20 protein-coding genes are annotated in these 24,362 nt (G+C 60.2%); 11 read left to right on the top strand and 9 right to left on the bottom strand.

Going from position 1 to position 24,362, the window contains the following annotated elements; translation table 11 throughout:
* The first annotated feature begins 207 nt into the window (after positions 1–207).
* The 6 genes from H6F58_RS09320 (at position 208) to H6F58_RS09345 (ending at position 7,446) form a co-directional block, all read left to right on the top strand.
* Positions 208–984, top strand: a complete 777-nt coding sequence (locus H6F58_RS09320; protein ID WP_195181628.1) for a DeoR/GlpR family DNA-binding transcription regulator — start codon at positions 208–210, stop codon at positions 982–984.
* Complete coding sequence (locus H6F58_RS09325) at positions 981–1,961, top strand: 1-phosphofructokinase family hexose kinase (protein WP_195181629.1); 981 nt, start codon at positions 981–983, stop codon at positions 1,959–1,961. Before H6F58_RS09320 ends, H6F58_RS09325 begins: the two co-directional genes overlap by 4 nt.
* Positions 1,958–4,006 (top strand): fructose-specific PTS transporter subunit EIIC, encoded by a 2,049-nt coding sequence (locus H6F58_RS09330; protein ID WP_195181630.1) that lies wholly within the window; start codon positions 1,958–1,960, stop codon positions 4,004–4,006. Before H6F58_RS09325 ends, H6F58_RS09330 begins: the two co-directional genes overlap by 4 nt.
* Positions 4,003–5,685 carry a phosphoenolpyruvate--protein phosphotransferase gene (gene ptsP / locus H6F58_RS09335; RefSeq protein WP_195181631.1) on the top strand — a complete coding sequence of 561 codons (1,683 nt, stop codon included), beginning with the start codon at positions 4,003–4,005 and terminating at the stop codon, positions 5,683–5,685. Before H6F58_RS09330 ends, ptsP begins: the two co-directional genes overlap by 4 nt.
* A gap of 52 nt (positions 5,686–5,737) precedes the next feature.
* On the top strand, positions 5,738–6,016 hold the full coding sequence (locus H6F58_RS09340; protein WP_195181632.1) for an HPr family phosphocarrier protein: 279 nt from the start codon (positions 5,738–5,740) through the stop codon (positions 6,014–6,016).
* A 125-nt stretch (positions 6,017–6,141) separates the two neighbouring features.
* Positions 6,142–7,446 carry an MFS transporter gene (locus H6F58_RS09345; protein ID WP_195181633.1) on the top strand — a complete coding sequence of 435 codons (1,305 nt, stop codon included), beginning with the start codon at positions 6,142–6,144 and terminating at the stop codon, positions 7,444–7,446.
* An 87-nt stretch (positions 7,447–7,533) separates the two neighbouring features.
* On the opposite strand, the gene H6F58_RS09350 is transcribed toward H6F58_RS09345, so the two are convergent.
* From H6F58_RS09350 to H6F58_RS09370, 5 genes are all read right to left on the bottom strand, one after another.
* On the bottom strand, positions 7,534–7,965 hold the full coding sequence (locus H6F58_RS09350) for an SRPBCC family protein (RefSeq protein WP_195181634.1): 432 nt from the start codon (positions 7,963–7,965) through the stop codon (positions 7,534–7,536).
* A gap of 116 nt (positions 7,966–8,081) precedes the next feature.
* Entirely contained in the window at positions 8,082–8,450 is a 369-nt protein-coding gene (locus tag H6F58_RS09355; RefSeq protein ID WP_195181635.1) for a hypothetical protein, read from the bottom strand.
* A gap of 139 nt (positions 8,451–8,589) precedes the next feature.
* On the bottom strand, positions 8,590–10,206 hold the full coding sequence (locus H6F58_RS09360; RefSeq protein ID WP_195181636.1) for a tetratricopeptide repeat protein: 1,617 nt from the start codon (positions 10,204–10,206) through the stop codon (positions 8,590–8,592).
* A 21-nt stretch (positions 10,207–10,227) separates the two neighbouring features.
* Positions 10,228–11,484, bottom strand: a complete 1,257-nt coding sequence (locus H6F58_RS09365) for a tetratricopeptide repeat protein (RefSeq protein WP_195181637.1) — start codon at positions 11,482–11,484, stop codon at positions 10,228–10,230.
* Positions 11,485–11,649: 165 nt separating this feature from the next.
* A complete protein-coding gene (locus tag H6F58_RS09370; RefSeq protein WP_195181638.1) occupies positions 11,650–13,305 on the bottom strand; it encodes a thiamine pyrophosphate-dependent enzyme in 1,656 nt (551 codons plus the stop codon).
* 355 nt (positions 13,306–13,660) lie between these two features.
* On the opposite strand from H6F58_RS09370, the gene H6F58_RS09375 reads away from it, so the two are divergent.
* Positions 13,661–15,190, top strand: a complete 1,530-nt coding sequence (locus H6F58_RS09375; RefSeq protein WP_195181639.1) for a sodium:solute symporter — start codon at positions 13,661–13,663, stop codon at positions 15,188–15,190.
* A gap of 93 nt (positions 15,191–15,283) precedes the next feature.
* Here the strand turns inward: H6F58_RS09375 and H6F58_RS18195 are convergent, their stop codons facing one another.
* Positions 15,284–16,264 carry a TIGR00730 family Rossman fold protein gene (locus H6F58_RS18195; protein WP_195181640.1) on the bottom strand — a complete coding sequence of 327 codons (981 nt, stop codon included), beginning with the start codon at positions 16,262–16,264 and terminating at the stop codon, positions 15,284–15,286.
* A gap of 545 nt (positions 16,265–16,809) precedes the next feature.
* On the opposite strand from H6F58_RS18195, the gene H6F58_RS09385 reads away from it, so the two are divergent.
* Positions 16,810–17,070 carry a hypothetical protein gene (locus H6F58_RS09385; protein ID WP_195181641.1) on the top strand — a complete coding sequence of 87 codons (261 nt, stop codon included), beginning with the start codon at positions 16,810–16,812 and terminating at the stop codon, positions 17,068–17,070.
* Positions 17,071–18,238: 1,168 nt separating this feature from the next.
* Complete coding sequence (locus H6F58_RS18320) at positions 18,239–18,373, top strand: hypothetical protein (RefSeq protein WP_280521038.1); 135 nt, start codon at positions 18,239–18,241, stop codon at positions 18,371–18,373.
* A gap of 364 nt (positions 18,374–18,737) precedes the next feature.
* Here H6F58_RS18320 and H6F58_RS09390 read toward each other — a convergent pair whose 3' ends face one another.
* Both H6F58_RS09390 and H6F58_RS09395 read right to left on the bottom strand, forming a co-directional pair.
* Complete coding sequence (locus H6F58_RS09390; protein ID WP_195181642.1) at positions 18,738–20,027, bottom strand: adenylosuccinate synthase; 1,290 nt, start codon at positions 20,025–20,027, stop codon at positions 18,738–18,740.
* 154 nt (positions 20,028–20,181) lie between these two features.
* The gene (locus H6F58_RS09395) at positions 20,182–20,835 is read right to left on the bottom strand and encodes a Pr6Pr family membrane protein (protein WP_195181643.1); all 654 of its coding nucleotides are present in this window, start codon (positions 20,833–20,835) and stop codon (positions 20,182–20,184) included.
* A gap of 171 nt (positions 20,836–21,006) precedes the next feature.
* Here H6F58_RS09395 and H6F58_RS09400 point away from each other — a divergent pair, with 171 nt between their 5' ends.
* Complete coding sequence (locus H6F58_RS09400; RefSeq protein WP_195181644.1) at positions 21,007–21,804, top strand: MerR family transcriptional regulator; 798 nt, start codon at positions 21,007–21,009, stop codon at positions 21,802–21,804.
* Here H6F58_RS09400 and H6F58_RS09405 read toward each other — a convergent pair.
* Positions 21,801–23,036, bottom strand: a complete 1,236-nt coding sequence (locus H6F58_RS09405) for an ROK family transcriptional regulator (RefSeq protein ID WP_195181645.1) — start codon at positions 23,034–23,036, stop codon at positions 21,801–21,803. The two genes, H6F58_RS09400 and H6F58_RS09405, sit on opposite strands and share 4 nt — an antisense overlap.
* 132 nt (positions 23,037–23,168) lie before the next feature.
* Between H6F58_RS09405 and xylA the strand changes: the two genes are divergently transcribed.
* Positions 23,169–24,356: a xylose isomerase gene (gene xylA / locus H6F58_RS09410; RefSeq protein WP_171919399.1), complete on the top strand. Its 1,188-nt coding sequence runs from the start codon at positions 23,169–23,171 to the stop codon at positions 24,354–24,356.
* Positions 24,357–24,362 lie beyond the last annotated feature (6 nt).

Below are 24,362 nucleotides of genomic sequence, written 5' to 3' on the forward strand. Positions count from 1 at the left end.
GGGGGACAGCCAAGGCAAACTATTTAAAGCTGATTTTCTCAGCGTACAGACCATCTACTTGGCACAATGCCAACCAATCCCACGCCAATATGCCGCTTAGCCCAAAATTCCATCACTATTAGCTTGACGTTCCCACGTAATCGGGCATAAAGTCATGGAAACACAGATTCATGTGGTGCAGGTCATGAGGGATTGCGGAGGCACAAAATGTTCGCCGAAGAACGACACCGGCTGATCGTCGAGCAGCTTGAGACGGACGGAAAAGTTTCCGTCGCGCAACTGTCCGAACGCTTCGAGATCACCCGGGAAACGGTCCGCCGCGACCTGGCCCAGCTCGAATCGGAAAACTTCTTGCGCCGCGTCCACGGCGGAGCGGTCACCACCACCGAGGCAAGCACCCGCGAGGAAAGCCACCTGGTGCGCACCGCCATCCACTCCGATGCCAAGTCCCGCATCGCCCAGCGCGCCTTGAGCCTGCTGCCGGTCTCGGACGCCTCGGTCATCATCGACGCCGGCACCACCACCGAGTTCCTCGCCGAACGCATGCTGCGCACCAACGCCAGCGCCGGCTTGGTCATCATCACCCACGCCCTGCCCATTGCCTCCGTACTGGTCCAGAGCCAGGATGCCACACTGGAACTCATCGGCGGACGCGTCCGCGGCCTGACCGGAGCCACCTCCGGGGCGCAAACCGTCGAGGAATACTCGCGGCACCGCGCAGACATCGCCTTCATCGGCACCAACGGGCTGCACGCAGGCTTTGGCTTGAGCACCCCGGATCCGCTGGAAGCCGCCGTGAAGCGCGCGCTGGTTAACAGCGCACGCCGCGTGGTGCTGCTGGCCGACAGCTCCAAGTTCGACCAGGAAACCCTGGTCTGCTTTGCCCGCCTGGAATCAATTGACACCCTGGTGACCGACCAGCAGCCCGGCGAGGAACTCGCCGCTGCCCTGGAAGCCGCTGATGTAGAGGTTGTGATCGCGTGATTGTCACCCTGACCGTCAACCCGGCCTTGGACAAGACCATTGAACTGGGCGAACCGCTGTCGCACGGCGCGGTGCAGCGCGCTACCGCCAGCCACGTGCAGGCAGCGGGCAAGGGAGTGAATGTCTCGCGCGCCATCGCCGCGGCCGGCGTGCCGACCCTGGCAGTGCTGCCCGGCGCGAGCACCGATCCGCTGATCACCGCGCTGTCCAGCGACAAGCTGGCCCACCGCACCCTGTCGATCACCGAGCCGCTGCGCACCAATATCACCCTGACCGATCCCGATGGCACCACCACCAAGATCAACGAGCCCGGTCCGACCCTGAATGCGCAGCAGCTGGCAGAGCTCGGCGGCCTGGTGGCCGAGGAGGCCGCCGGCGCCGACTGGCTGGTGCTGGCCGGTTCGCTTCCGCCGTCAGTCCCCGCCGACTTCTACGCCCAGCTCACCGCCAAGCTTCGTGCCGACTTGGGCCAGAAGTGCCCGAAGATCGCGGTGGACACTTCCGGAGCGCCTTTGATCGAGCTCTTCGCCCACGGCGCGCAGCACATCCCCGATCTGATCAAGCCCAATGCCGAAGAGCTGGCTGAGCTGGTCGGAGGCTGCGACGAAGCGGCGCTGGAAGGCTCGATAGAGCTGGCCGCCGACTGCGCCAAGAAGCTGCTGGAGACGGGCATCGGCGCGGTCCTGGCCACCCTGGGAGCCCAGGGCGCGCTGCTGGTCACCGAGCAGGGTGTCTGGCACGGATCGCACACACCGATCACCCCGCGCAGCACGGTAGGGGCCGGCGATTCCTCGCTGGCTGGCTACCTGCTGGCAGATGTTGCAGGGGCCAGCGCCCCTGAACGGCTGAAAAACGCCGTCGCCTACGGGGCTGCCGCCACGCAGCTGCCTGGCTCCACCATCCCTACAGAATCCGATCTCACCGTTGGCGCCGTCACCGTCCACGAACTTACTCCAAAGCAAGGAACCGAGTCATGAGTGAACTAATCACCGCAGAGCTCGTGCTGCTCGATGCCGATCTGGGCAACAGCACGAGTGAAGTCATCGAAAAGCTGGCCTCGCTGGTTGCTGAACAGGGCCGTGCCACCGATGCCGGTGCCCTGGCTGCCGACGGCAAGGCCCGCGAAGCCAAGACCGCCACCGGCGTTCCCGGCGGCATCGCCATCCCGCATTGCCGTTCGGCCGCGGTGACCGAGCCAACTCTGGCCATGGCCCGCCTGAACCCGAAGGTCGACTTCGGCGCCAAGGACGGCGAAGCCGACCTGGTCTTCTTCATCGCCGCCCCGGATGGTGCCGACCAGGCCCACCTGAAGCTGCTCTCCAAGCTCGCTCGCGCGCTGGTGAAGAAGTCCTTCACCGGCTCGCTGCGCGAAGCGCAGAGCGAAGCGGAGATCGTGGAGCTGGTCCGCGAGGTAGTTGCCGACGCCCCTGCCGCGGCGCCTGCCCCGGCGGCCGCTGCTCCGGCTCCAACCGCTGAGGCAGCCGACGGCGCTCCCAAGAAGAAGTCGATCGTTGCGGTCACCGCCTGCCCTACCGGCATCGCCCACACCTACATGGCTGCCGACTCGCTGGCCCAGACCGCCGAGGAAATGGGCGTGGACTTCGCCGTGGAAACCCAGGGCTCCTCGGGTTCCACCCCGCTGGACCCAGCGGTGATCGAGGCCGCCGACGCCGTGATCTTCGCGGTGGATGTGGACGTGCGCGACCGCGGCCGCTTCGCCGGCAAGCCGGTCATCCAGGTTCCGGTCAAGCGCGGCATCGATGAGCCGGAAAAGCTGATCAACGACGCCATCGCGGCCTCCGAGGATCCCCAGGCCCGCCGTGTTCCCGCCGGGACCACCGCAACGGCCGAGGAGAAGAACGGCTCCGAGTCCTTCGGCGCGGGCCTCAAGCGCGCCCTGCTCACTGGTGTCTCCTACATGATTCCTTTTGTTGCCGGTGGCGGCCTGCTCATCGCGCTGGGCTTCCTGCTCGGCGGCTACTCGATCACTGATGTGGCCGATGACGTGCTGGGATCCAACACCCTGTTCAACCTGCCCGGTGCCGACGTCATGTCGCAGCTTGAGACCCCATTCGGACCGCTGGGAGCCTACCTCGGCGCGGTGGCGTTCAAGATCGGTGGCCTGTCCATGGGCTTCCTGGTTCCGGCGCTGGGCGGCTATATCGCCTACGCCTACGCCGACCGCCCGGGCATCGCGCCGGGCTTCACCGCAGGCGCGGTGGCCGGCTTCATGGGAGCCGGGTTCATCGGCGGCATTGTCGGCGGCTTGATCGCCGGCCTGGCCTGCCGCTGGATCAACTCGTGGAATGTTCCACGCTGGATGCGCGGGCTGATGCCCGTGGTCATCGTGCCGCTGCTGGGCTCGATCATCGCCTCGGGCTTGATGTTCCTGTTCCTCGGTGGTCCTATCGCCAAGCTGACCGAAGCCTTGAACGGCTGGCTTTCGGGCATGTCCGGCACCGCCGCAGCCGTGCTCGGTCTGGTGCTCGGGCTGATGATGGCCATCGACCTCGGGGGACCGGTGAACAAGGTGGCGTACTCCTTCGCCGTGGCCGGACTGGGTACCGCATCGCTGGCCGATAATCCCGCCCCAATGATGATCATGGCTGCCGTCATGGCCGCCGGCATGGTTCCGCCGCTGGCGATGGCACTGGCCACCACCATCAGCGCCAAGCTGTTCACCGAGGCAGAACGCGAAAACGGCAAGGCCGCCTGGCTGCTGGGCGCGGCGTTCATTTCCGAAGGCGCCATCCCCTTCGCGGCTGCCGATCCGCTGCGCGTGATCCCGGCTTCGATGGTCGGTGCCGGTGTCACCGGCTCGCTGATCATGAGCTTCAACGTGGTCAGCCAGGCCCCGCACGGCGGCATCTTCGTCTTCTTCGCCATGAACAACACCTGGCCGCTGTTCCTGCTGGCCACCTTGATTGGTACCGTTGTCTCAGCAGCAGTGGTTATTGTTCTGAAGAAGTATGTACGCAAGGCTCCTGTCGGAGCCGCTGAACCGGCAAAGGTCGCAGCATGAGCAAGCAGTTCACCGGAGTAGGCGTGAGCGCCGGACGCGTCATCGGGCACGTGCGCCGCATGCCTGAGCCAATCCTCGCCCCGGCAGATGGCGCGCCGCTGCCGCAGGGCGTGAGCCCGGAGGAAGAAACCCAGCGCCTGGCCGAGGCCTCCAAGGCCGTGGCCGCTGGGCTCAAGGAGCGCGCAGCGCTGGCCACCGGAGATGCGCAGGCCGTGCTGAAGGCCACCGCATTGATGGCCAGCGACCGTTCGCTGATCAAGTCCGCCACCAAGCTGGTAGCCGGCGGCACCTGCGCCGAATCGGCGATCTGGGAGGCCGCTGACGCGGTCGCCACCCAGCTCACCGCGCTGGGCGGCTACATGGCTGAACGCGCCGGCGACGTGCTGGACGTGCGCGCCCGCATCGTGGCCGAACTGCGCGGGGTCCCTGCCCCGGGCATCCCGGATTCGGATGTGCCATTCATCCTGGCCGCCGTGGATCTGGCTCCAGCGGACACCGCGACCCTGGACCCGGCCAAGGTGCTGGCCCTGGTCACCTCCGATGGCGGACCCCAGTCGCACACCGCGATCATCGCCCGCTCGCTGGGGCTGCCAGCCATTGTTGCCGCTCCGGAAACCACCGAGCTGGCCGACGGGGACTACGTCTTTGTCGACGGCATCGACGGACAGGTCATCACTGACCCCACCGAAGCCGAAGAGCACCTGGCCTCCACCTACGCCAACCGCGAGGTCCTGCCGGACTTCTCGGGCACCGGCGAGCTGGCCGATGGCTACCGCGTTCCGCTGCTCTCCAACGTGGGCAGCGGCGAGGACGCCCAGCTGGCAGCCGAAGCCGGCGCCGAAGGCGTGGGCCTGCTGCGCACCGAGTTCTGCTTCCTGGGCAAGGAAAAAGAACCAACCCATGAGGAGCAGGTTGCTGCTTACGGCGCCGTTTTTGCCGCCTTCCCGGGCAAAAAGGTTGTTGTTCGCACCCTGGATGCCGGCGCGGATAAGCCGTTGCCATTCTTGACCGACTCCAGCGAGCCGAACCCGGCACTGGGTGTTCGCGGCTACCGTACCGACCTGTCCAGCCCCGGCGTGCTGGAGCGCCAGCTCAAGGCCATCGCGCAGGCGACCAGCGAGCACGAGGCAGATGTCTGGGTCATGGCCCCGATGATCTCCACCCCGACCGAGGCACAGGATTTCGCCGAGATGGCCAAGGCCGCTGGCCTGGCTACCGCTGGAACCATGATCGAGGTTCCTTCGGCCGCCGTCCTGGCCGGACAGATCCTGCAGCGCTGCGACTTCGTCTCCATTGGCACCAATGACCTGACCCAGTACACCATGGCTGCGGATCGCCAGCTGGGCACCTTGGCCGAGCTCAACGACCCATGGCAGCCAGCCGTGTTGCACATGGTCGCTGCCACTACCGCAGGCGCCCAGAGCGCCGATGGCAAGCCAGTAGGTGTTTGCGGCGAGGCCGCAGCCGACCCTGCGCTGGCCGTGGTCCTGGTGGGCTTGGGTGTCACCACCTTGTCGATGAACAAGCGCGCGCTGGCTCCGGTCTCCGCAGTACTGCGCACCGTGGACTTCGCCAAGGCCCAGCGCCTGGCCAAGATGGCCCTGGATGCGCCGTCTGCCGAGCTGGCCCGCAGCGCTGTTCGCGCCGAGCTGAGCGAACTGGACCGCTTCGGCCTGTAGGCCACTAGAATTTATCTTCAACGACCGTTCACAAGATCCTGAAGGAGCCATCATGGCAGAACGTAAAGCAATTATCGGCAGCCGCGTCGGCCTGCACGCCCGCCCGGCAGCTATCTTCGCCGAAGCCGCAGCAGAACTTCCGGTAGAAGTCACCATCGCACTGGAAGGCGAACCAGCAGAAGACGCAATGGATGCCTCGAGCATCCTGTCGCTGATGGGCTTGGGCGCCGAGCACGGTACCACCGTGGTGCTGCGTGCCGAGGGCGACGGCGCAGATGCCGCACTGGATCAGCTGGTCACCATCTTGGAGACCGACCACGACGCTGAGTAATTCCTAGTTCGACAATCCGGGGAACAAGCCATGGCTTGTTCCCCGTTTTTGTGGCCAAAATACTGATTGACAGATCTCAATCACTTAGCGGATGATGATACTTACGCACTAACGTAGGAGTTTGAATGAGCGCGCTCAAGACCTCCGCGCTGCGCCTCGTCAAGCCTTTCGCCGTCCGCGATTATGCCCTGCTGGCTAGCGCTCTTGTCCTGTCGACTTTCGCCGCGGGCATGTGGACCGTGGCCATGGTCTACCAGGTGCGCCGCTTGGGCGGCGGGCCGGTGGAACTTTCAATGGTGGCCACAGCCAATGCCGTGGGCCTGCTGTGTTTTGTCCTCTTGGGCGGAATTATGGCCGACAGGCATTCCTGCCGGCGCATCGTAGTGCTGGTGGAAACCTTTTCCTTTGTGCTGATGAGCATCACCGCGGTGCTGGCCATCAGCGGCGCACTGGAACTGTGGCACCTGATGGTGGCAGGATTTCTCATCGGTTCAGGTTCAGCATTTTTCTACCCGGCATACTCCGCCCTGCTGCCCAAGATGTTGCCATCCGAACAGCTCTTGGCCGCCAATGGCCTGGAAGGAACCGTGCGCCCCGTGGTGCACACGGCCTTGGGCCCAATGACTGCCGGATTCGTGGTCGCAGCGCTGTCCCCGGCCCACGCCATCATTGGCGTGGCATTGGTTCACCTGCTCGCCTTGCTGATGCTGCGCACGATTCCCAGCCGGGATGCCTATAACGCGACGGGTCCGGCGGACGGCCAGGCGCAGCCGGGCATCCTCCGGCAGCTGCGCGAGGGCATCGGCTATACGGTGCACACCCGCTGGCTACTGTGGACCTTGCTGTTTTCGGTCGTTTCCGTGTTCACCTTCATTGGCCCGTTCGAAGTTCTGCTGCCTTTTATCGTCAGCGATAATCTGCACGGGGACGCCAAGCTCTTCAGCTTCGCCCTGGCTTTCTTCGGCCTCGGTTCAGCACTCGGCTCGCTACTGATTGCCTCCGCTAAATTCCCGCGCCGGTATCTGAGCCTGATGACGGCATGCTGGTGCCTGGGAACATTGCCTCTGGCATTGGTGGGCTATGCCGAAGAAGCGTGGATGCTCTTTGCCATCCTCCTGGCATTCGGCATCACCGACGCTGTGGGCATGGTCATCTGGGGAACGCTGTTGCAACGCCGAGTGCCACGCCACCTGCTGGGCAGGATCTCCAGCTTGGACTTTTTCGTTTCGCTGGCGCTGATGCCGCTATCCATGGCAGCGGCTGGACCACTGACCCAAGTCCTGAGCTTGCAGGCGATTTTCATCATCGCAGGCCTGGCTTCACCGGTGTTTGGCGTGATTGCGTGGTGGGCTGGAAAATTTGCCCGCGACGAAGTGGAGCACCCGCTGATTGATGAGCCGGTGTCCGTGGCAGAGGGCGAGATTCGGTAGTTTCCGGATCCCATCCTCTATCACGGCCGATCAATTTTGCGATTCATAATGCGGTACAGCGGAAATACCGCAACGGAGGAACCGGACTTACGGCGCCTGCTCTGCGTAGAGGCGCAGTTGATCCAATTTGTCCCCTTCGCTTTTTCGTATGTTCGCAGCTAATTCTTCGCACTGTTCAACGCTCAAATCAGGATTGATGATCGCCACTTGCAGCACCACCTCGGTGTACCCGGCATCGTCTTTCAGATCGTATCGATAGGACAGCCCGTCCGGATTCTCTGATGTGTGCATGATCAGCAGTCGGTTCTCAATCAGGTCGTGGACGCGGTAGGCCCGTTCGTGGCCGGCGACTCTATAGACCAGATTGGTTCCGACTTTTAGTTCTGGGTCATCTGAATGCATGGAACCAATTCCATGGATCCACAAGGGAGCTGCTGCCCAGTCGGTCAGCAATTCCCAGACGCGGTGCACCGGAAGATGTATGAGAACGGTGCTTTCAAAAACACTGAACTGGCTCATACCGGAATCGTTGCACTCTCGCCGGTTAATGGGAATAGCTTTCAGAAGATTTGGGTAGATAAAAACCGGCGCCAGGCAATTCTCTGCCTGGCGCCGGTCAAATGCGCTACTGGTGTTTACCAGTCTTCTTCGTCGTCTGCCTCGGAAATGCCCAACTCCGGTTCCTGCTCAAGGTCGAAGTTGTACCAGGCTTCGGTGAAGTCAGCCATTGCATCCAGCGCGTCCTGCGCATCGCCGTCCAAGACCTCCAGGGCCTCAGGGCTGTTCAACACAGCAGTCACGGCAACGAATGGGTGATACTCAAAGTAATCGGTTGGGGTGGCATCTTCGTTAAACGTCAGATTCTCGCTCTGTGCAAAGAGTTCGACGTATTGCGCCACTGCCTCGGGCAGACGGCTCAGGTTGATGCCAGTCAAGGACTCATTGTAGATCTCAGCAGTTGCGTCGGCCCACTGCTCAATGAGCTCTTCGCTCATCATTGCCATCTGATTATCCACCTCGTGGTCGGGGTTTTTGCTTCACGTGATTCGGTAGCAATTCATCTTATTTCTTCAGGCCGAGCATGCCAAGACAGGACCTTCAGTTGGTTTGTGATCTTTTCGATCATGTGAATTTCGCTGGATGCTACTGGTCCAGCGATGGGATGTCAGGCAGTTCTGGCATGGGTGAAAAACTGAATTCTTCAGGCATCGGCGCAGGAGATCTAGTCAACCGGTCAAGTTCTTCGCGTGGCAGCTGAACTGGTCCCGAAGGCTCTTCATCCACGGTTCCTCCAGAGCTGTCCGAGGGCTGCGGGACACCGCCGAGCAATGAGAGCGACAGGACAAATGCAATGAATCCGAACACCAGATGCAGTCCAATGAAGTACATCCCGCCGATGTTGCCTCGCAGCAAGGCGAACCCTCTCGCTTTTGCCGAACTGCTCACCGCCAGCCCATAAGCGAAAGCGTTGTTCTTGAATCCCAGACGGAGCTGGCAATAGGCCAAAACCCCACCGACCATCAACAGTCCCAGACCCGCCGACCACATCGGAACTGCGGCCATCTGGCTTGGGCGGGCCATGCACACTCCAAAGAAGGCCAGATGCGCGAAAACTATCAGCACACGCTTCCAGAAGCCTGCCGCGTAGCCTCCGCTCAGGCGCACCAGATGCACCCTTCGTTCTTCAGGATCCTGGCGGTTCTGCGGAGGTCCTGATATTTCTCGAAATATGAGAACAGCGGCCACCCGGCCCGCCACAACACCGAGAAGCATCAAGATCGCCCCCGCGAGTGGAACGAAGCAGCCCGCCACAGCGCCAGCTACCGCAGCCACCCAACTGGCCTGATACCCGCGCATGGCTTTGGGCAGCGCCGGGAAGCGGGCGTGAATATCTTTGATGTACCCGGAAGGTAGCGGTTTTTCCGTCCTTTTATAAGTGGAGGTATTCCACCATGCGAACAGGCCACCGCCGCCAAGCACCAGCACAACCACAATCAGGGTGACCGGCAAGCTGGCAGCGTGCCCAAAAGCAGCGACGGCTGCCAGCGCCGGAATGGATAACCACCAGCGGTCCGCGTAAACCGCCTGCTTGGCCAGAAAGTTCTCCGCGTAGTCCTCGTGCAGCTTTTCGTTCATTGGATCGCGGGCCAGCATGCTGCGCAATAATTGGCCGTGGTCCCCCACGATCTTGCGACCCATTTCGATGCTGCCTGCCGAACGCAATAGCCCTTGATGATGAGGGTCAATGCGCAGCCCTGCTTCCAGGAGCCTCATCGCGCCGCGGTGATCTCCGGCGATGTCGGCGGCGAGAGCTGCACCTTGATAAAAGTCGGGGTTTTCAGGTTCCAATTTCAGTGCATGTTCTGTGGCCTGGCGGGCCAATATCCGCTCGTCATTGTTCTGGATATTGCCCAGCAAGAAGATGCCCAGCAGATAGTGTCCACGGGCATGCTCCGGCGCCACCGCGATGACCTGTTGGATGGTTGCCAGGGCCTCGTCACGACGGTGCTGGCCGGAAAGTGCCACCGCGAGCTGCTCTCCGGCTACTGGATGTTCGGGATTCAGCCCCAATGCCACGCGTGCAGCGGCTTCAGCTTCGCTCCACTGCTCCAGGTTCAGATGGCAGGCCGCGTACAGGATCCAGAATTCGGCAACCTGCTGATAATCATTGAGGTTGTCCTTGAGCAGGCTAATGGCTTCGGCTTCCCTGCCCGTTGCCAGGTGATGGGTGATCCTGGTGTAGAGGACGTCAAAATCCATGCGGTGCCTTCCGGGCTTGGATTACAACAGTTTTCTGGCGACCAGATAATCAGCCAGCTCGTCATAACGCCCATTCTCGTTGCTGAACCGCACCACATTGCGTGCAGACTCCAGCCACGGCAGGGTCGATGGCTTCACTTCTTTCATCGCCAGATGAATATGTGTCATATTCACCGGCAGCACCTCATTGCGCTCGATAGACTGCATCATGGCTTTTTCCGCGGCAGTGGTGCACAAGTGCTCCAGGTCGGCGCCCGAGAATCCATCGGTTTGCGCGGCAATCCATTTCAGATCGATACCCGCGATGGGCCGACGCTCCAGGTGATAGCGCAGGATTGATTCGCGAGCTGGCTGGTCCGGGGCGGTGACCAGCACTGAGCGGTCCAAACGTCCTGGACGCAACAGCGCCTCATCCAGGTCCCATGGGTGGTTGGTCGCGGCCAGGATGTAGAGTCCATCATTGTTTGAGGAGAGCGAATCCATCTCCATAAGCAGCTGATTGACCATCTGGCGCAGCCATGACGCGCTTCCGGTCAATGAGCCTCGGCGCAGTCCCAAAGCATCAACTTCATCGAGGAACAACACGGTCGGCGAGTTGCTGCGGGCCTTGTCGAAGACCGCTTTAATATTCTTCTCAGTTTCACCGATATGCGAATCAAGAATGTCGGTCATGGTGACGGCCATGAAGTTCGCTTGGAGCTCACCGGCAACGGCGCGAGCCACGAAGGTCTTGCCGCAGCCGGGAGGACCATACAGCAGCAGTCCGCCTCGCAGGGATTTGCCGAAGGCCTTGGCGATGGCGGCGTTGCGCATCGGTGCCAAGAATGATTCATTCAGCCGGTCTTTAACATTCTGCAGACCGCCAACATCAGCCAAGGTAATGCGCTGCCCCGCTGGTTCCACTGGGGCGACAGTTCCTGCGCTCCCGCCGATCTGGATTTCTGGCTCCGCAAATGGGGCTGGCACGGATTGGCCGAGCTGCTGGGCCGCCGCATCCCAATCAAAATCAGGTTCTTCGGTATGCTGTGGCTTTGCTGGTTCCGGCGCGGAAGCCGGTGCGGGTGTGGCGTTGCCCAGCAGTGCAGCACTCACCTGGCCGAGCAATTGCAAGGCTGCTGTGTTGCCGGGATCTTTTTGGACCACAATGTTGATATGTGTCAGAGCTTCAGCGGCACGGTTGGCCTGGTGCAGCTGCTGGGCCAGATGGAGGCGCAACTCGTGTTCCTCTGGCGCGGCGTCGACGGCGCGCATGAGGCTGGCGATCAGGGGATCATTCATGTCTTTGAGCTCCGCTATTGCAAGTTGTAGCTGCCAAACTTCATCTGACTACTCTGCCACTTAAGGCATCCAACGGGTACCGCATAAACGATACCCGTTGGAATTATATGCCCGCTGAGAGCCTCGCCACAGAACCGACCCGGAGCATCCGCGCCGAAGCGCTGCCTAGTAGGCTTTGACCCCTTGTTCCACGATCAAGTGGATCAAGGCGAAGGTCCCGTTCTCCTCGATTGCCTCCACCGCTGCTTCCAGCGCTGCCGGGATCTCAGCATCCTTCTCTACGCGGACTCCAAAACCGCCAAAGGACTGGGCCATCAATGCGAAGTCAGGATTCTGCAGCTGCGTGCCGGAAACGCGTTCCGGATACTGGCGCTCCTGGTGGGTGCGGATGGTGCCGTATTGCTGGTTGTCCATGATGATCACCAGCGGCGTTGCCCCATATTGGGTTGCCGTGGCCAGCTCTTGGCCGTTCATCAGGAATTCGCCGTCACCCGCAATGGTCACCACGCGGCGCCCCGGGTAATTCAGCGATGCTGCCACGCCCGATGGGATCGAGTAGCCCATGGAGCCGTTGCGTGCCGAGAGCATCGAGGCATAGCCGTTGGTCGGGAAGTAGCGGTGCGCCCAGTTGGTGTGCTCGCCGGCACCGAAGGTGACCATCGCATCTTCGGGCAGCGCGGTGACCAGATTCGACATCAAGGTCGCCATTTTTGCTGGGCCGTCCGCCGGCACCGGGGTTGGCAGCGCGGCGAATTTCTCCTGCTCGCCACGCATCCGCGAGGTCCATTCCTTCCAGGAATCCTTCACCGGCAAGTCCATGAGCAGCAGGTCGCGGACGAAGACATCCGGCTTGGCCACAATCTGGTGCGAGACCGGACCGGACCGTCCGCGCAACGACGGGTCGATGGTCACCAGGAAGTTTTTCTTCTCCCAGTTTTGGCGGACGTTGAAGCCGTCGGTAATGACATCCCCGGGCACGGTGCCGACGAAGATCAGCAGGTCTGTTTCTTCCAGGAGATCGTAGGTTGGCTTGGGACGCCCATAGCCGATGGGCCCAACGTAGGAAGGCGAGTTGAACGGAACGGTTCCTTCGCAACGCCATTCGGCAGCGGCAGGAAGATCGTGTTCTTCGAGCCAGCGGGTGAAATCGGCAGCACCCTGCTGGGACCAGTCGTTGCCGCCAAAAATAAACAGTGGCTTATCCGCTTCCTGCAAGGCATTGTTCAGCGACTTCCAGTCAGTCACGGTCATGCCGCCGGTGGCGACAGGAATTTCCGGGTGCAGCTCGGCGGAAATCTCGTTGCGGATCACGTCTTCCGGAAGCCCGACCACCACTGGACCCGGACGTCCAGACATGGCCGCGAACATCGCTTCGGCGACGACTTCGCTGGCACGATCCGCATGGTCCAGGATCATCACGCGCTTGGCTCCGGTGCCAAACCACGCCTTCGGGTCAAACTCCTGGAAGGCTTCTTTTTCGCGGTGCTCGAAGGGAATCAGGCCGACAAAGAGCACCAGCGGAGTGGAGTCCTGCCATGCGGTGTGCAGGCCAACGTGCGCGTTGGCGGCACCTGGCCCTCGGGTCACCATCGCGATGCCGGGGCGCTGGTGCATTTTTCCTTCGGCCTCGGCCATGTAGGTCGCTCCGCCTTCGTGGCGGCAAACGACGGTCTCGATGGATGAGTTGTGCAGTCCGTCGAGGACGTCCAGGTAGCTTTCACCCGGGACGACGTAGGCTCGTTCAACACCGTGTGCGGCAAGCGTATCGACAATGACATGTCCGGCTGACTTCTTTGTCAGACCTTGAGCATTTTCACTCATCTTCAGGCGTCTTTCTGTTTGCGAGCAATAGTTGGACGCAACAGAAATTGGGGGCGCTAAAGCCGGTGATGCAACGTTGCGTCGTCGAGAAACAGTACTAAAGAACACCGGATTGCGCACTGTGAATGCCTATTACTACGCAACTATGACACCATGCGCGATGCAATGCATATTTCTAGGCAAATTGTCTATATTTTTTCGATCGATAGAGCAGTAACGTTCATCACTCCGTAAGGCGAGCCAGTTCACAGTCATAAAGCCGACGCCCATTGACCTGTCGCAGCTCACACAAGTAGCCTAATGAGAAATAAAAGTTTACCTACGGTAAGCATTCTCACTCGCATCGGGGAAGTCCATGGAATTCATCAATGGGGCCATTGTCGCGCTATATCTCGCGGCCATGCTCGCTTTCGGATGGTGGGGCAAGTCCCGCACCAAAAACAGCAGCGATTATCTGGTCGCAGGCCGTCGGCTCGGCCCCTTCCTCTACACCGGAACCATGGCGGCGGTGGTGCTCGGTGGCGCTTCCACCGTGGGCGGCGTCGGGTTGGGCTACAAGCACGGGATCTCAGGCATGTGGCTCGTGGTGGCCATTGGCGCAGGCGTCATCCTGCTTTCGCTGGCCTTCGCGCCGACCTTGCAGAAGCTGAAGGTCTTCACCGTCTCCCAGATGCTGAATCTGCGCTACGGCAGCGCGGCAGCAACCAATACCTCCGGCATCGTGATGCTGGCCTATACGCTGATGCTCTGCGCAACCTCCACCAGCGCCTACGCCACCATCTTTGTTGTGCTCTTCGGCTGGGAGAAGTGGGTTGCTATCGCCATTGGCGGCGCGATCGTCGTGGTGTATTCGACCATCGGCGGCATGTGGTCCATCACTCTGGCAGACCAGGTCCAGTTCATCATCAAGACCATCGGCATCTTCGCCCTGATGCTGCCGTTCTCGTTGAATGCGGCCGGTGGCCTGGATGGCATCCGCGAACGCGTTGATGCGGAATTCTTCAGCTTCACCGGCATCGGCCTGCAGTCGATCATCACCTACTTTGTGGTCTACACCCTGGGCCTGCTCATCGGCCAGGACATCTGGCAGCGCGTCTTCACGGCGAAGACTCCAAAGGTGGCCCGCTGGGGCGGCATGACCGCCGGCATCTACTGCATCATCTACGGCGCGGCAGGGGCATTGATTGGCATGGCCGCGAAGGTGGCGCTGCCAGAGATCGCAGGGGCTGCAGACAATAAGGATGTCGTTTACGCAGAAGTCGCCACGCAGTTGCTTCCAGTGGCCGTGGGCGGCCTGGTCATGGCCGCAGCCGTGGCCGCCATGATGTCCACCGCTTCCGGCGCGCTGATCGCCGCCGCAACGGTGGCCCGTACCGACGTGACCCCATTTGTTGCCAGCTGGTTCGGCAAGCAGATCCAGGTCAATTCGGATGAGAACCCCGAGCACGATGTCCGGGCCAACCGCATCTGGGTGATGGTGCTGGGGCTGGTCACCGTGACCTTGGCAATCCTGGTGGACGACGTGGTTGCAGCACTGACCATCGCCTACGACATTCTGGTGGGCGGCTTGCTGGTGGCCATTATCGGCGGCCTGCTGTGGAAGCGCGGCAACGGCGTTGGCGCTACAGCCTCCATGGCTGCCGGCTCCCTGGTAACCCTGGGCACGATGATCATCTTGGAAATCCAGGCCGAGAACAAGTTCGACGGCGTCTATGCCAATGAGCCGATCTACTACGGCCTGATCGCTTCGGCAGTAGCGTTCATTATTGTTTCGCTGCTGACCAAGACCACGGACCGACAAGTGATTGAGCACTGGAACCTGCGCGTTGCCGGCAAGGCCCAGGATGCCCCGGTGAACGCAACGGCACAAGAGCCTACGCTCTAGTGAGCTAGTAGTACCGAGTCGAACCCATGAATTCGAGCCCAGTGCCCAGCGGTGCAAACTGCTGGGCACTGGGCTCGAATTGTTCCTCGTGCTTTAGTTCTTAGATCCTGCGCTCCATTTGGCCGCCGGAGCCTGCCACGAGGACAGGGCGTCCAAAAGCGCTTGTGGTTCGCTGGCCACCACCAACGAGTCGCGGAACTGCGGAGCCAGGAATCCCTGATCAGTCATGTGATCCAGCATGCTCAGCAGAGGCTGCCAGAATCCGTCGACGTCCAGAAGGGCTACTGGTTTCGCATGGATTCCAAGCTGTTGCCAGGTCCACACTTCAAAGAGCTCTTCCAACGTTCCGGCACCACCGGGCAGTGCGACAAAGCCATCAGCCAGTTCCGACATGCGGTGCTTTCGTGCATGCATGTCTGGAACAACTTCTAGGCTCGTTAGTCCTGGGTGCGCCAGTTCGCCATCAACCAGAACCTGCGGCATGACTCCGAAAACTTCTCCGCCAGCCGCTCGCGCCGCATCTGCGATTGTTCCCATCAGGCCCACGCGTCCACCGCCATAGACGATGGCCCTACCCGAGCCGGCAACTGTACGTGCGAAGTTTTCGGCCGCTTGCTCATAAATAGGTGACTTACCTGAAGCCGAGCCGGTGAAAACTGCCAAGCTCTGAATCTTTCGTGACCCAGCGAGCAAAGCAGGGAAGACTACATCTTGGAGTAGAGGAGCAAGCTCCTCTACTTCCGCTGAAGGGTCGATCCACCGCAACTGCTCAATTTCAGCGAGTGGTTCACTAATCGGTACCAAAGGATGCTCAAATACAGTGGCTTGAACGTTATGCCCCTCTTCGTTGGCCGCCGGGGCCGTGAAGGTGCCGATGATACTCAGCAATGCTGGGTCCAAACTGACTCCCAGCTCTTCACTCACTTCACGCACCGCCGCGTCGATGGGCGACTCCCCTAGCTCTGGCTTGCCACCGGGGAACATGAACGAAGTTGTACCTCGTTTGCGGCCTGTCAGGACCTGTCCCGCTTCGTTTCGGATAAAGACGGCGCTGACATTAATCTGCTCTGGCATTCCGTTTCCTTCTTGTTCCGTCCATGTGCTGGTCGCGCCCGCTTTGATACATATGACAGGCGCAATTCATTCCTAGGGCTTTTCTGAGAAACGGATTGAAAGGTTTATTTGGGCGATGGGTTCTGAATGCGCAGCTAAGTCCTTTGCCGAGAGACAGAACCGACAGTCTTGGAGGAATGAGCGGGCTATCAAATGTTTCGCTGGCGGGGAAGATTATTGCATCCGCCCAGGTGGAAAGTTGTCGACCCCTTAGAGGGCCCGAAAATTACTGTTTCACGCGACAGCTGCAGGACGGATATTAAGTTCGTCGTTTCAGGGATCGCGACCCCTTGTCCTTGCCCTTTGAATGGACAGTACCTGTACGAATGTTTTTGGAAAACTACCTTGTCTTCCGGGTGCGTGGAACCTAGCACCGAGCACCTGGCGCTGGTGGTTTTATCACTTGTCCTAATAATCAGAAGGCGACTAGGACTCTAGCAAATATGATTATCAAACTGCGACTCACGACGGAGCTCACCTGATGAATCTGGGCTAGGCTATCTTGCATGATTACACATAAGCGGCAATTGCTGGTCGATTTCCTGAACGATCAGCCTGGCATTAAAGCGAGTTTGAGCCCTTGGGGTATTTACATAGAACTCCCCGCTGCACACGAAGACCATTTGGCAGTCATCAAATGGCGCCTTGCCGACCACGACGTTCCCTATGCCCCACAAGACGACCTAATATTGGGCGCCCTTTATAATTTCTCCGGAAAACGCGGACTAATTCGCGGAAATTCGTACGAAATCGAAACTCTGCAATAAATCAATAAGACGCAATACAGTCAGGCTAGATTGAAAATTATAGGCTGCACGAGTAGCGACCATCCCTCGGGTAACTAGTGATTACATTCTGATCCTTTGCGCCAACCACTACATAGACTGCAAACCTCCTGATGACCCGATCCCGGCTATCGCGAATCTGATATGGAGCAACATACTTGGCCTTGCCTTGAGACTTAAAGTATCCCTTCTTACAAGAGTGATTCAGAGCCTCGTTCGTAGCCCAGTCCGCCATTTCACGCCAGTTGGCACGGAGGAAAACGGCCTGATTCTCCCACTGGCTCATGTGACCAGCTTTAATGTGTCGAAAGCCTACGCCCGTTGCTTTCGTGCTTCCTTTTGCGTTTTTATGCCACCCGCAACGTAAGTTACCCGTTTTCCCGGAAAGCCCTTTGATTGCTTGACGGTTAAATTTCCGGACCATCTTGTTATTCTTGTCGAAAATTCCACATGGTGACCAGTAATTCGCTGGAGTGCCGACAAATTTCAACGACGCCGACAGGCGGTCCGGATAGAATCTATCGCCGCTTGGGCCAACGACATATAGTTCATCCGCCTGCGCTTCTCCGAGAATTTGACGTTCATTCGTACTAAATTCTGTAATGGTAGCCCCCGCGGGTTGACCCACAATCGTGCTGACAATGAGAATTGCGCACACGGATAGCGCAACGTTGATTTATTTGAATTGCATTCGAATCTCCAGTCAGATCTACCGCCAATTACATCACCTAATGTCACGAAACACGCTATATCTGAGCAGCATTATTTCCAAACGCCTGAAGTAACATCACATATCAGAACGTAATTATTAGCATCCGAGTAGCTCATCAATTATATAGACCGTTGGACTAGGTATTCGAAATCAATGATCGTGCGCGTCCACCACCGAATGCAATTCTCAAACGCAATGACACTTGGTTCAAGGTCTTCACCCTGCGTGATATTTGTTGCATGCCTGCTGCCTCTTGGACTTGAGTGGCACACAACGGTTAAAGACCAAACTTCTGGGCATCAATCGCCACCGTGTACCAATGCACAAGATTCCTCGCATTAAGGCCATCAGCCGACTAAAGTTCAAAAATCAGTGCATTACACTCCTTTCAGGGGTAACGCCGGTGCGCATATCGACGACGTCAACGGAAGGCGTCTGATGGATGAAGCAGCTTCTTGGGGTGCGCCTCCGAAAATTGCCGCCAGACAGATTCGTACCACTCTGGAAGCGCTGCTGGATGCGCTCCCGGCGCTCATCGAGCAGTCGCACGCAGAAGGCTGGTTCACCCCATGATCCTCGACGTTGCCAATGACACCAGAAAACGCATCGACCGGCCCACCCGCCAAGTGCATAGCGAATAGGGAGCTGAACCTCAGTTCCTCGCTCACTTCGCGCACGCTGGCATCAATAAGAGACTCGTCTGATTGAGACCGCCACTCTAGAACATGAATGATGCCGTATCTGGTTTGCCGACTGCCAGGATCTGCCCGCCTCTTGCACGGCAATGCCCGCTGACAAATAATCTGTTCCGGCATTCAGGTTTCTCCGTGATCCATCCACATGCTGGTTGTGCACGTCCTAGGTTCGAGCGCACGAAAAAGGAGCTATCACAGTTCATTCAATGAATGAACTGCGATAGCTCCCTAATGTCTAGGAACTAGTCCTTGATCAGATCATGACGCACGATGGTCTGATCGCGGTCCGGGCCCACGCCGATGGCGGAGATCCGAGTGCCGGAGATCTTTTCCAGAGCCAGGATGTAGTTCCGGGCGTTCTCCGGAAGATCTTCCATGGTCTTGGCGCCCGAGATGTCCTCAGTCCAGCCTGGGAAGTACTCGAAGATCGGCTTCGCGTGGTGGAAATCGGTCTGAGTCATTGGCATCTCATCGTGGCGCACGCCGTCTACGTCATAAGCAACACACACTGGGATCTGCTCAATGTTGCTAAGCACATCCAGCTTGGTCACGAAGTAGTCGGTGAAGCCGTTCACGCGCGAAGCATGGCGAGCCAAAACTGCGTCGTACCAACCGCAACGACGTGGGCGGCCGGTGTTCACACCGAACTCGCCACCGGTCTTCTGCAGGTAGACACCCATTTCATCAAACAACTCAGTTGGGAAAGGACCAGCACCCACACGGGTGGTGTAAGCCTTGATGATACCGATGGAGCGGGTGATGCGGGTTGGGCCGATGCCCGAGCCCACCGACGCGCCGCCAGCAGTTGGGTTGGATGAGGTCACGAATGGGTAGGTGCCGTGGTCCACGTCCAGGAAGGTTGCCTGGCCGCCTTCCATCAGTACAACCTTGTCCTCATCCAGAGCCTTGTTCAGCTCATAGGTGGAGTCGATGACCAGTGGGCGCAGGCGCTCAGCGTAGGACAGGAAGTACGAGACTATTTCCTCGACCTCGACGCTGCGGCGGTTGTAGATTTTGACCAGCAGTTCGTTCTTCTGGCGCAGTGCGCCCTCGACTTTCTGGCGCAGGATGGACTCGTCGAAGACGTCCTGCACCCGGATGCCGAGGCGTCCGACCTTATCCATGTAGGCCGGGCCGATGCCGCGTCCGGTGGTGCCGATGGCACGCTTGCCCAGGAAGCGTTCGGTGACCTTGTCCATGGTTTGGTGGTACGGGGCCACCAGGTGCGCGTTGGCCGAGACGCGCAGCTTCGAGGTGTCGGCGCCACGGGATTCCAGGCCGTCGATCTCGTCAAAGAGGGCTTCAAGGTTCACCACGCAGCCGTTGCCGATAATCGGAGTGGCGTTGGGTGAAAGGATGCCGGCTGGAAGGAGCTTGAGCTCGTACTTCTCGCCGCCGACGACCACGGTGTGCCCGGCGTTGTTGCCGCCGTTTGGCTTCACTACGTAGTCAACCTTGCCACCGAGCAGGTCGGTAGCTTTTCCTTTACCTTCATCGCCCCATTGGGCTCCGACGATCACGATTGCTGGCATGGGATCCTCCCCCTTGCAAAAAGCAGTGGTTACGGCGTGCTTAGCGCCGTCCCGGCACGGTGCCGGGCAAAAAATATGCCCCTGTCCTGCTCACTGAACCCAAAGGTTCGTTGCAAGAGTTAGGGGCTCTTACGACCAAAGTTTACCGAAACGATTAGCGAATCTCGAGTTGCACGTCACGATGTCGCCTGCGACGTCCGTACGCGACCACAAAAACCGCGATTCCCGCGAAAACCGCCGCGATGGCTACCACGTACAGGCTGATCACGCCGTACCCCTGCTCTGGATTGAGGAATGGATAGGGAACCCATCCATCTGTGGCACCGCGCACCAGAACGACCCCGGTCCACAGCATCGGGTAAATGAGGATCAAGAATACAGCAGTGTACGGCAAGACCACGCGGTCCTTGGACAGTAGCCAATCTCCCAGGATGACCAGCGGCCCGAGAATATGCATAACCCAGTTGGCCCACGGAAGCGGGACGCCACCGGCTGCTCCCAGCGGCGCCAATAAGGTGAGGTAAATCAGCCCCACTACGGCCATGCACACGCAGACGAGGGCCCGCAAGCCAACAACCCATCTAGTCACCCGTTCCGCTTTCACCAGTCCAGCTGTCCCGGCAACAATCCACACTGCAACCAATAGTGCATTGGACTGTATGGTGAAATATCCAAAAAAATTCATGGGCTGCACCGGCCCCCGCGAAGCGGTGTCCGAGTAGGTTGCCACGATCGCCGCCAAGGTAACCAGCGCCCAGAGTATCCGCGCAAGATTGAAATAGGGCACGATGGCTTGCGTGGTTTTCATCTTCGAAGACTATCCTCGATGGAATAAGACATTCAATGGCCTGATTGTGAACTGCAATTATTTTCCGCAGCCCGCCTTCCGGCGTTGCCACCTCAGACACCGCTCACAGTGCAACAATAGTTTCAAGCCGGGACTTGACTCTGACACAGTGTGAGGGCGGAGAACTGAAGAATGTTATCCATCGGGATGTTTGCCCAGATTGGCCAGGTTACCCACCGCATGTTGCGGCACTGGGATACTGCCGGTTTGCTCAGACCCGCCCATGTGGACCCGTTGAGCGGCTATCGCTCCTACGACCCCTCCCAGCTTCAACGCTTGCATCAGATTGTTGCACTGCGTGATTTGGGATTTGGACTCCAAGAAATTTCTTTGATCATGGACCATGGAGCCACTGTAGGGAAAATAGCCGAACTTTTGCACATTCGCCAGGCGCAGGTCGAGGCCGAGCACCAGCTGGCCACGCAGCGCTTGGCCGATGTGCAGCGGCGTCTGCAACTGATTTCCAAGGAGAACCTCATGTCGCGCATTGAAATCATCCACAAGCCGCTGCCCGCGGTGCGTTTGGCGGCCGGCCGCTTCACGGTGGCCGAGCAGCCTGAAATCGCCGGTCGCATCGGCCCGCTTTTCGACAGAATCGCGCGGTCCATTCAGGGCCAAAGCCTTGCCACGCCCATTGCGCAATACAACGGCACCGAGGATGGAGTGGAGGTCATTGCCGGATACGCCACCAGCGCCCAAAGCCTGGCCGATGTCGAGATCGTCGAGCTTCCTGCGGTGCCCGAAGCCATCTGCGGAGTGCACCTTGGCTCAATGGACACCATCCATGAAAGCTGGCAGGCCGTGCACGAAGAAGTCCTCGCCCGTGGATTGGTACCTGCCGGTCCGTGCCGCGAAGTCTACGTGCGTGCCGTATCAGAAGACCAGGCGGATTGGGTGACCGAACTTCAGCAGCCGGTCGGCACCCCTTAGTCCACCAGCAGGTGCGGAGCCTCCAGCAGGTCCCCCACCACGCTGCGCGCGGCCCCGGCCAGGGCACCGGTTTGGCCCAGCGGCGAGCACAGCAGCCGGGCTTGGCCGGCAATGCTCGGCGCGTGAACTTTCAGGCTGGCTTCCATGGCAGGACGCAACCACTGCTCCAGGGCGGCGAAGTGCCCGCCAAAGACTACCGCTGAAACGCTGTACAGGCGCATTGCCGAGGCCACGGCAATTCCCAAGGATTTTCCGGCCCCGGCAACGGCGCCCACCGCCGGTTCAGCTCCGGTTTCCAGCGCTTGGCAGAGCTGGCTCATCCGCTCCTGCCGCGAAATCCTATCTGCTGCCGAACCGAGGTTGGCGGCGGCCAAAATGGCTTCCTGCCCGGCCACGGTTTCCAGGCATCCGCGTCCTCCGCAGCTGCAGGCCTTGCCGTCGGGGGCGATCACCACATGGCCGAGCTCGCCTGCATGGCCCTGGGGCCCGACAAATAGTTCACCGTCGATGATCAAGCCGCCGCCGATGCCCACTTCTCCGGAGACAAAGAGGAAGTCGCAGTCCCGGGCATCCATCAAATGCTGCTGGGCCAGCGCCGAGGCGTTGGCTTCGTTAAAGAGCCGGAAGCGGGTTTTGGGTTCGGGCAGCAACGCTGCAACGTCGAGGTCTTGACCCTCCCAGCCAAGGTTCGGAGCTTGGAGAACGGTGAACTGCTCCTCGTTAACCAGGCCCGGAACAGCCAATCCGCCGCCCAGAATCATCAGGCCCTGGGCCCGGGCAGCGCCCTGGAGGCCCTGGCTCAGTTCTCCCAGAGCACCGAGCACCTCACTGGCAGTCGAGCGGTGATTGGTGCGCGGCAGGATTTCGTGCGCCAGCAGTTTGCCGTTGAGGTCAACGAGTCCGGCGGCAATGTAGTCGACGTTGATTTCCATGCCCATCACGCAGCGCGCGGGATTCAGCACCAGGCCCACCGAAGGCCGTCCGCGTTCCCCATCGCGGTGCACGCCGATTTCGATGACCAGCCCAGCGGCCAGCAAGTCGGCGACCAGGCTGGAGACCGAGGCCTTGGTCAACTGGCTGACTTGAGCGATATCAGCCCGTGATAGCCGCTGGTCATCCCCCGCGGTTGCAATCACGGACAACACCCTGGCCAAGTTGGCTCTGCGCACGTCCCCGACTGTGCCCGGGGCCGAAGACGTCGCGGCTCGGGCGGACGGGGCTGGCTGGCGCATGCTTTCTCCTTGTCGAAATTCCTGGAATGCATTTGCAGAGTTCGCTATTGACTCTAGCGCATCACCGCCCATATAGTTCAGATCATAAACTAAATGGCTTAGGCCAGCACTGCGATCCAAGGATGTATCTCGATGAGCGTTGCCCCGACCCCTGCAGACCATTTCACCTTCGGCCTCTGGACCGTGGGATGGACCGGTGCCGATCCCTTCGGCGTCGCCACCCGCAAGAACCTGGACCCGGTAGAAGCCGTCCACAAGCTCGCCGAGCTCGGCGCCTACGGCATCACCTTCCACGACAATGACCTGATCCCCTTCGACGCCACCGAGGCAGAGCGCGAAAAGATCCTCGGCGACTTCAACCAGGCGCTGGAGGACACCGGCCTGAAGGTCCCGATGGTGACCACCAACCTGTTCAGCCACCCGGTCTTCAAGGACGGCGGCTTCACCTCCAACGACCGCTCGATCCGCCGCTTCGCCCTGGCCAAGGTGCTGCACAACATCGACCTGGCTGCGCAAATGGGCGCCGAAACCTTCGTCATGTGGGGCGGGCGCGAAGGCAGCGAATACGATGGCTCCAAGGACCTGGCCGCAGCACTGGATCGCATGCGCGAAGGCGTTGACACGGCGGCGGGCTACATCAAGGACAAGGGCTACAACCTGCGCATCGCGCTGGAGCCGAAGCCGAATGAACCACGCGGCGATATCTTCCTGCCCACCGTCGGCCACGGCTTGGCCTTCATCGAGCAGCTGGAGCACGGGGACATCGTCGGCCTGAACCCGGAAACCGGCCACGAGCAGATGGCTGGGCTGAACTTCACCCACGGCATCGCCCAGGCACTGTGGGCCGAAAAGCTGTTCCACATCGACCTCAACGGCCAGCGCGGCATCAAGTACGACCAGGACCTGGTCTTCGGCCACGGCGATCTGACCAGCGCCTTCTTCACCGTCGACCTGCTGGAGAACGGCTTCCCCAACGGCGGGCCGAAGTACACCGGACCGCGCCACTTCGACTACAAGCCATCGCGCACCGATGGCTACGACGGCGTCTGGGACTCGGCCAAGGCCAACATGTCCATGTACCTGCTGCTCAAGGAGCGCGCGCTGGCCTTCCGCGCAGACCCGGAAGTCCAGGAAGCCATGAAGACCTCCGGCGTCTTCGAACTGGGCGAATCCACCCTGGACGCCGGGGAAAGCGCAGCGGATCTGATGAGCGATGCGGCGAGCTTCGCCGGCTTTGACGCCGAGGCCGCAGCGCAGCGCAACTTCGCCTTCATCCGCCTGAACCAGCTGGCCATCGAGCACCTGCTCGGCTCCCGCTAGACCCTG

Source organism: Glutamicibacter sp. FBE19, assembly GCF_015524875.1.
GTDB classification, from domain to species: domain Bacteria; phylum Actinomycetota; class Actinomycetes; order Actinomycetales; family Micrococcaceae; genus Glutamicibacter; species Glutamicibacter halophytocola.

Coding starts and splice junctions, on each gene's coding strand:
- H6F58_RS09320 (WP_195181628.1), top strand. CDS start 208: ATGTTCGCCGAAGAACGACACCGGCTGATCGTCGAGCAGCTTGAGACG.
- H6F58_RS09330 (WP_195181630.1), top strand. CDS start 1,958: ATGAGTGAACTAATCACCGCAGAGCTCGTGCTGCTCGATGCCGATCTG.
- ptsP (WP_195181631.1), top strand. CDS start 4,003: ATGAGCAAGCAGTTCACCGGAGTAGGCGTGAGCGCCGGACGCGTCATC.
- H6F58_RS09340 (WP_195181632.1), top strand. CDS start 5,738: ATGGCAGAACGTAAAGCAATTATCGGCAGCCGCGTCGGCCTGCACGCC.
- H6F58_RS09345 (WP_195181633.1), top strand. CDS start 6,142: ATGAGCGCGCTCAAGACCTCCGCGCTGCGCCTCGTCAAGCCTTTCGCC.
- H6F58_RS09350 (WP_195181634.1), bottom strand. CDS start 7,965: ATGAGCCAGTTCAGTGTTTTTGAAAGCACCGTTCTCATACATCTTCCG.
- H6F58_RS09355 (WP_195181635.1), bottom strand. CDS start 8,450: ATGGCAATGATGAGCGAAGAGCTCATTGAGCAGTGGGCCGACGCAACT.
- H6F58_RS09360 (WP_195181636.1), bottom strand. CDS start 10,206: ATGGATTTTGACGTCCTCTACACCAGGATCACCCATCACCTGGCAACG.
- H6F58_RS09365 (WP_195181637.1), bottom strand. CDS start 11,484: ATGAATGATCCCCTGATCGCCAGCCTCATGCGCGCCGTCGACGCCGCG.
- H6F58_RS09370 (WP_195181638.1), bottom strand. CDS start 13,305: ATGAGTGAAAATGCTCAAGGTCTGACAAAGAAGTCAGCCGGACATGTC.
- H6F58_RS09375 (WP_195181639.1), top strand. CDS start 13,661: ATGGAATTCATCAATGGGGCCATTGTCGCGCTATATCTCGCGGCCATG.
- H6F58_RS18195 (WP_195181640.1), bottom strand. CDS start 16,264: ATGCCAGAGCAGATTAATGTCAGCGCCGTCTTTATCCGAAACGAAGCG.
- H6F58_RS09385 (WP_195181641.1), top strand. CDS start 16,810: ATGATTACACATAAGCGGCAATTGCTGGTCGATTTCCTGAACGATCAG.
- H6F58_RS18320 (WP_280521038.1), top strand. CDS start 18,239: ATGGATGAAGCAGCTTCTTGGGGTGCGCCTCCGAAAATTGCCGCCAGA.
- H6F58_RS09390 (WP_195181642.1), bottom strand. CDS start 20,027: ATGCCAGCAATCGTGATCGTCGGAGCCCAATGGGGCGATGAAGGTAAA.
- H6F58_RS09395 (WP_195181643.1), bottom strand. CDS start 20,835: ATGAAAACCACGCAAGCCATCGTGCCCTATTTCAATCTTGCGCGGATA.
- H6F58_RS09400 (WP_195181644.1), top strand. CDS start 21,007: ATGTTATCCATCGGGATGTTTGCCCAGATTGGCCAGGTTACCCACCGC.
- H6F58_RS09405 (WP_195181645.1), bottom strand. CDS start 23,036: ATGCGCCAGCCAGCCCCGTCCGCCCGAGCCGCGACGTCTTCGGCCCCG.
- xylA (WP_171919399.1), top strand. CDS start 23,169: ATGAGCGTTGCCCCGACCCCTGCAGACCATTTCACCTTCGGCCTCTGG.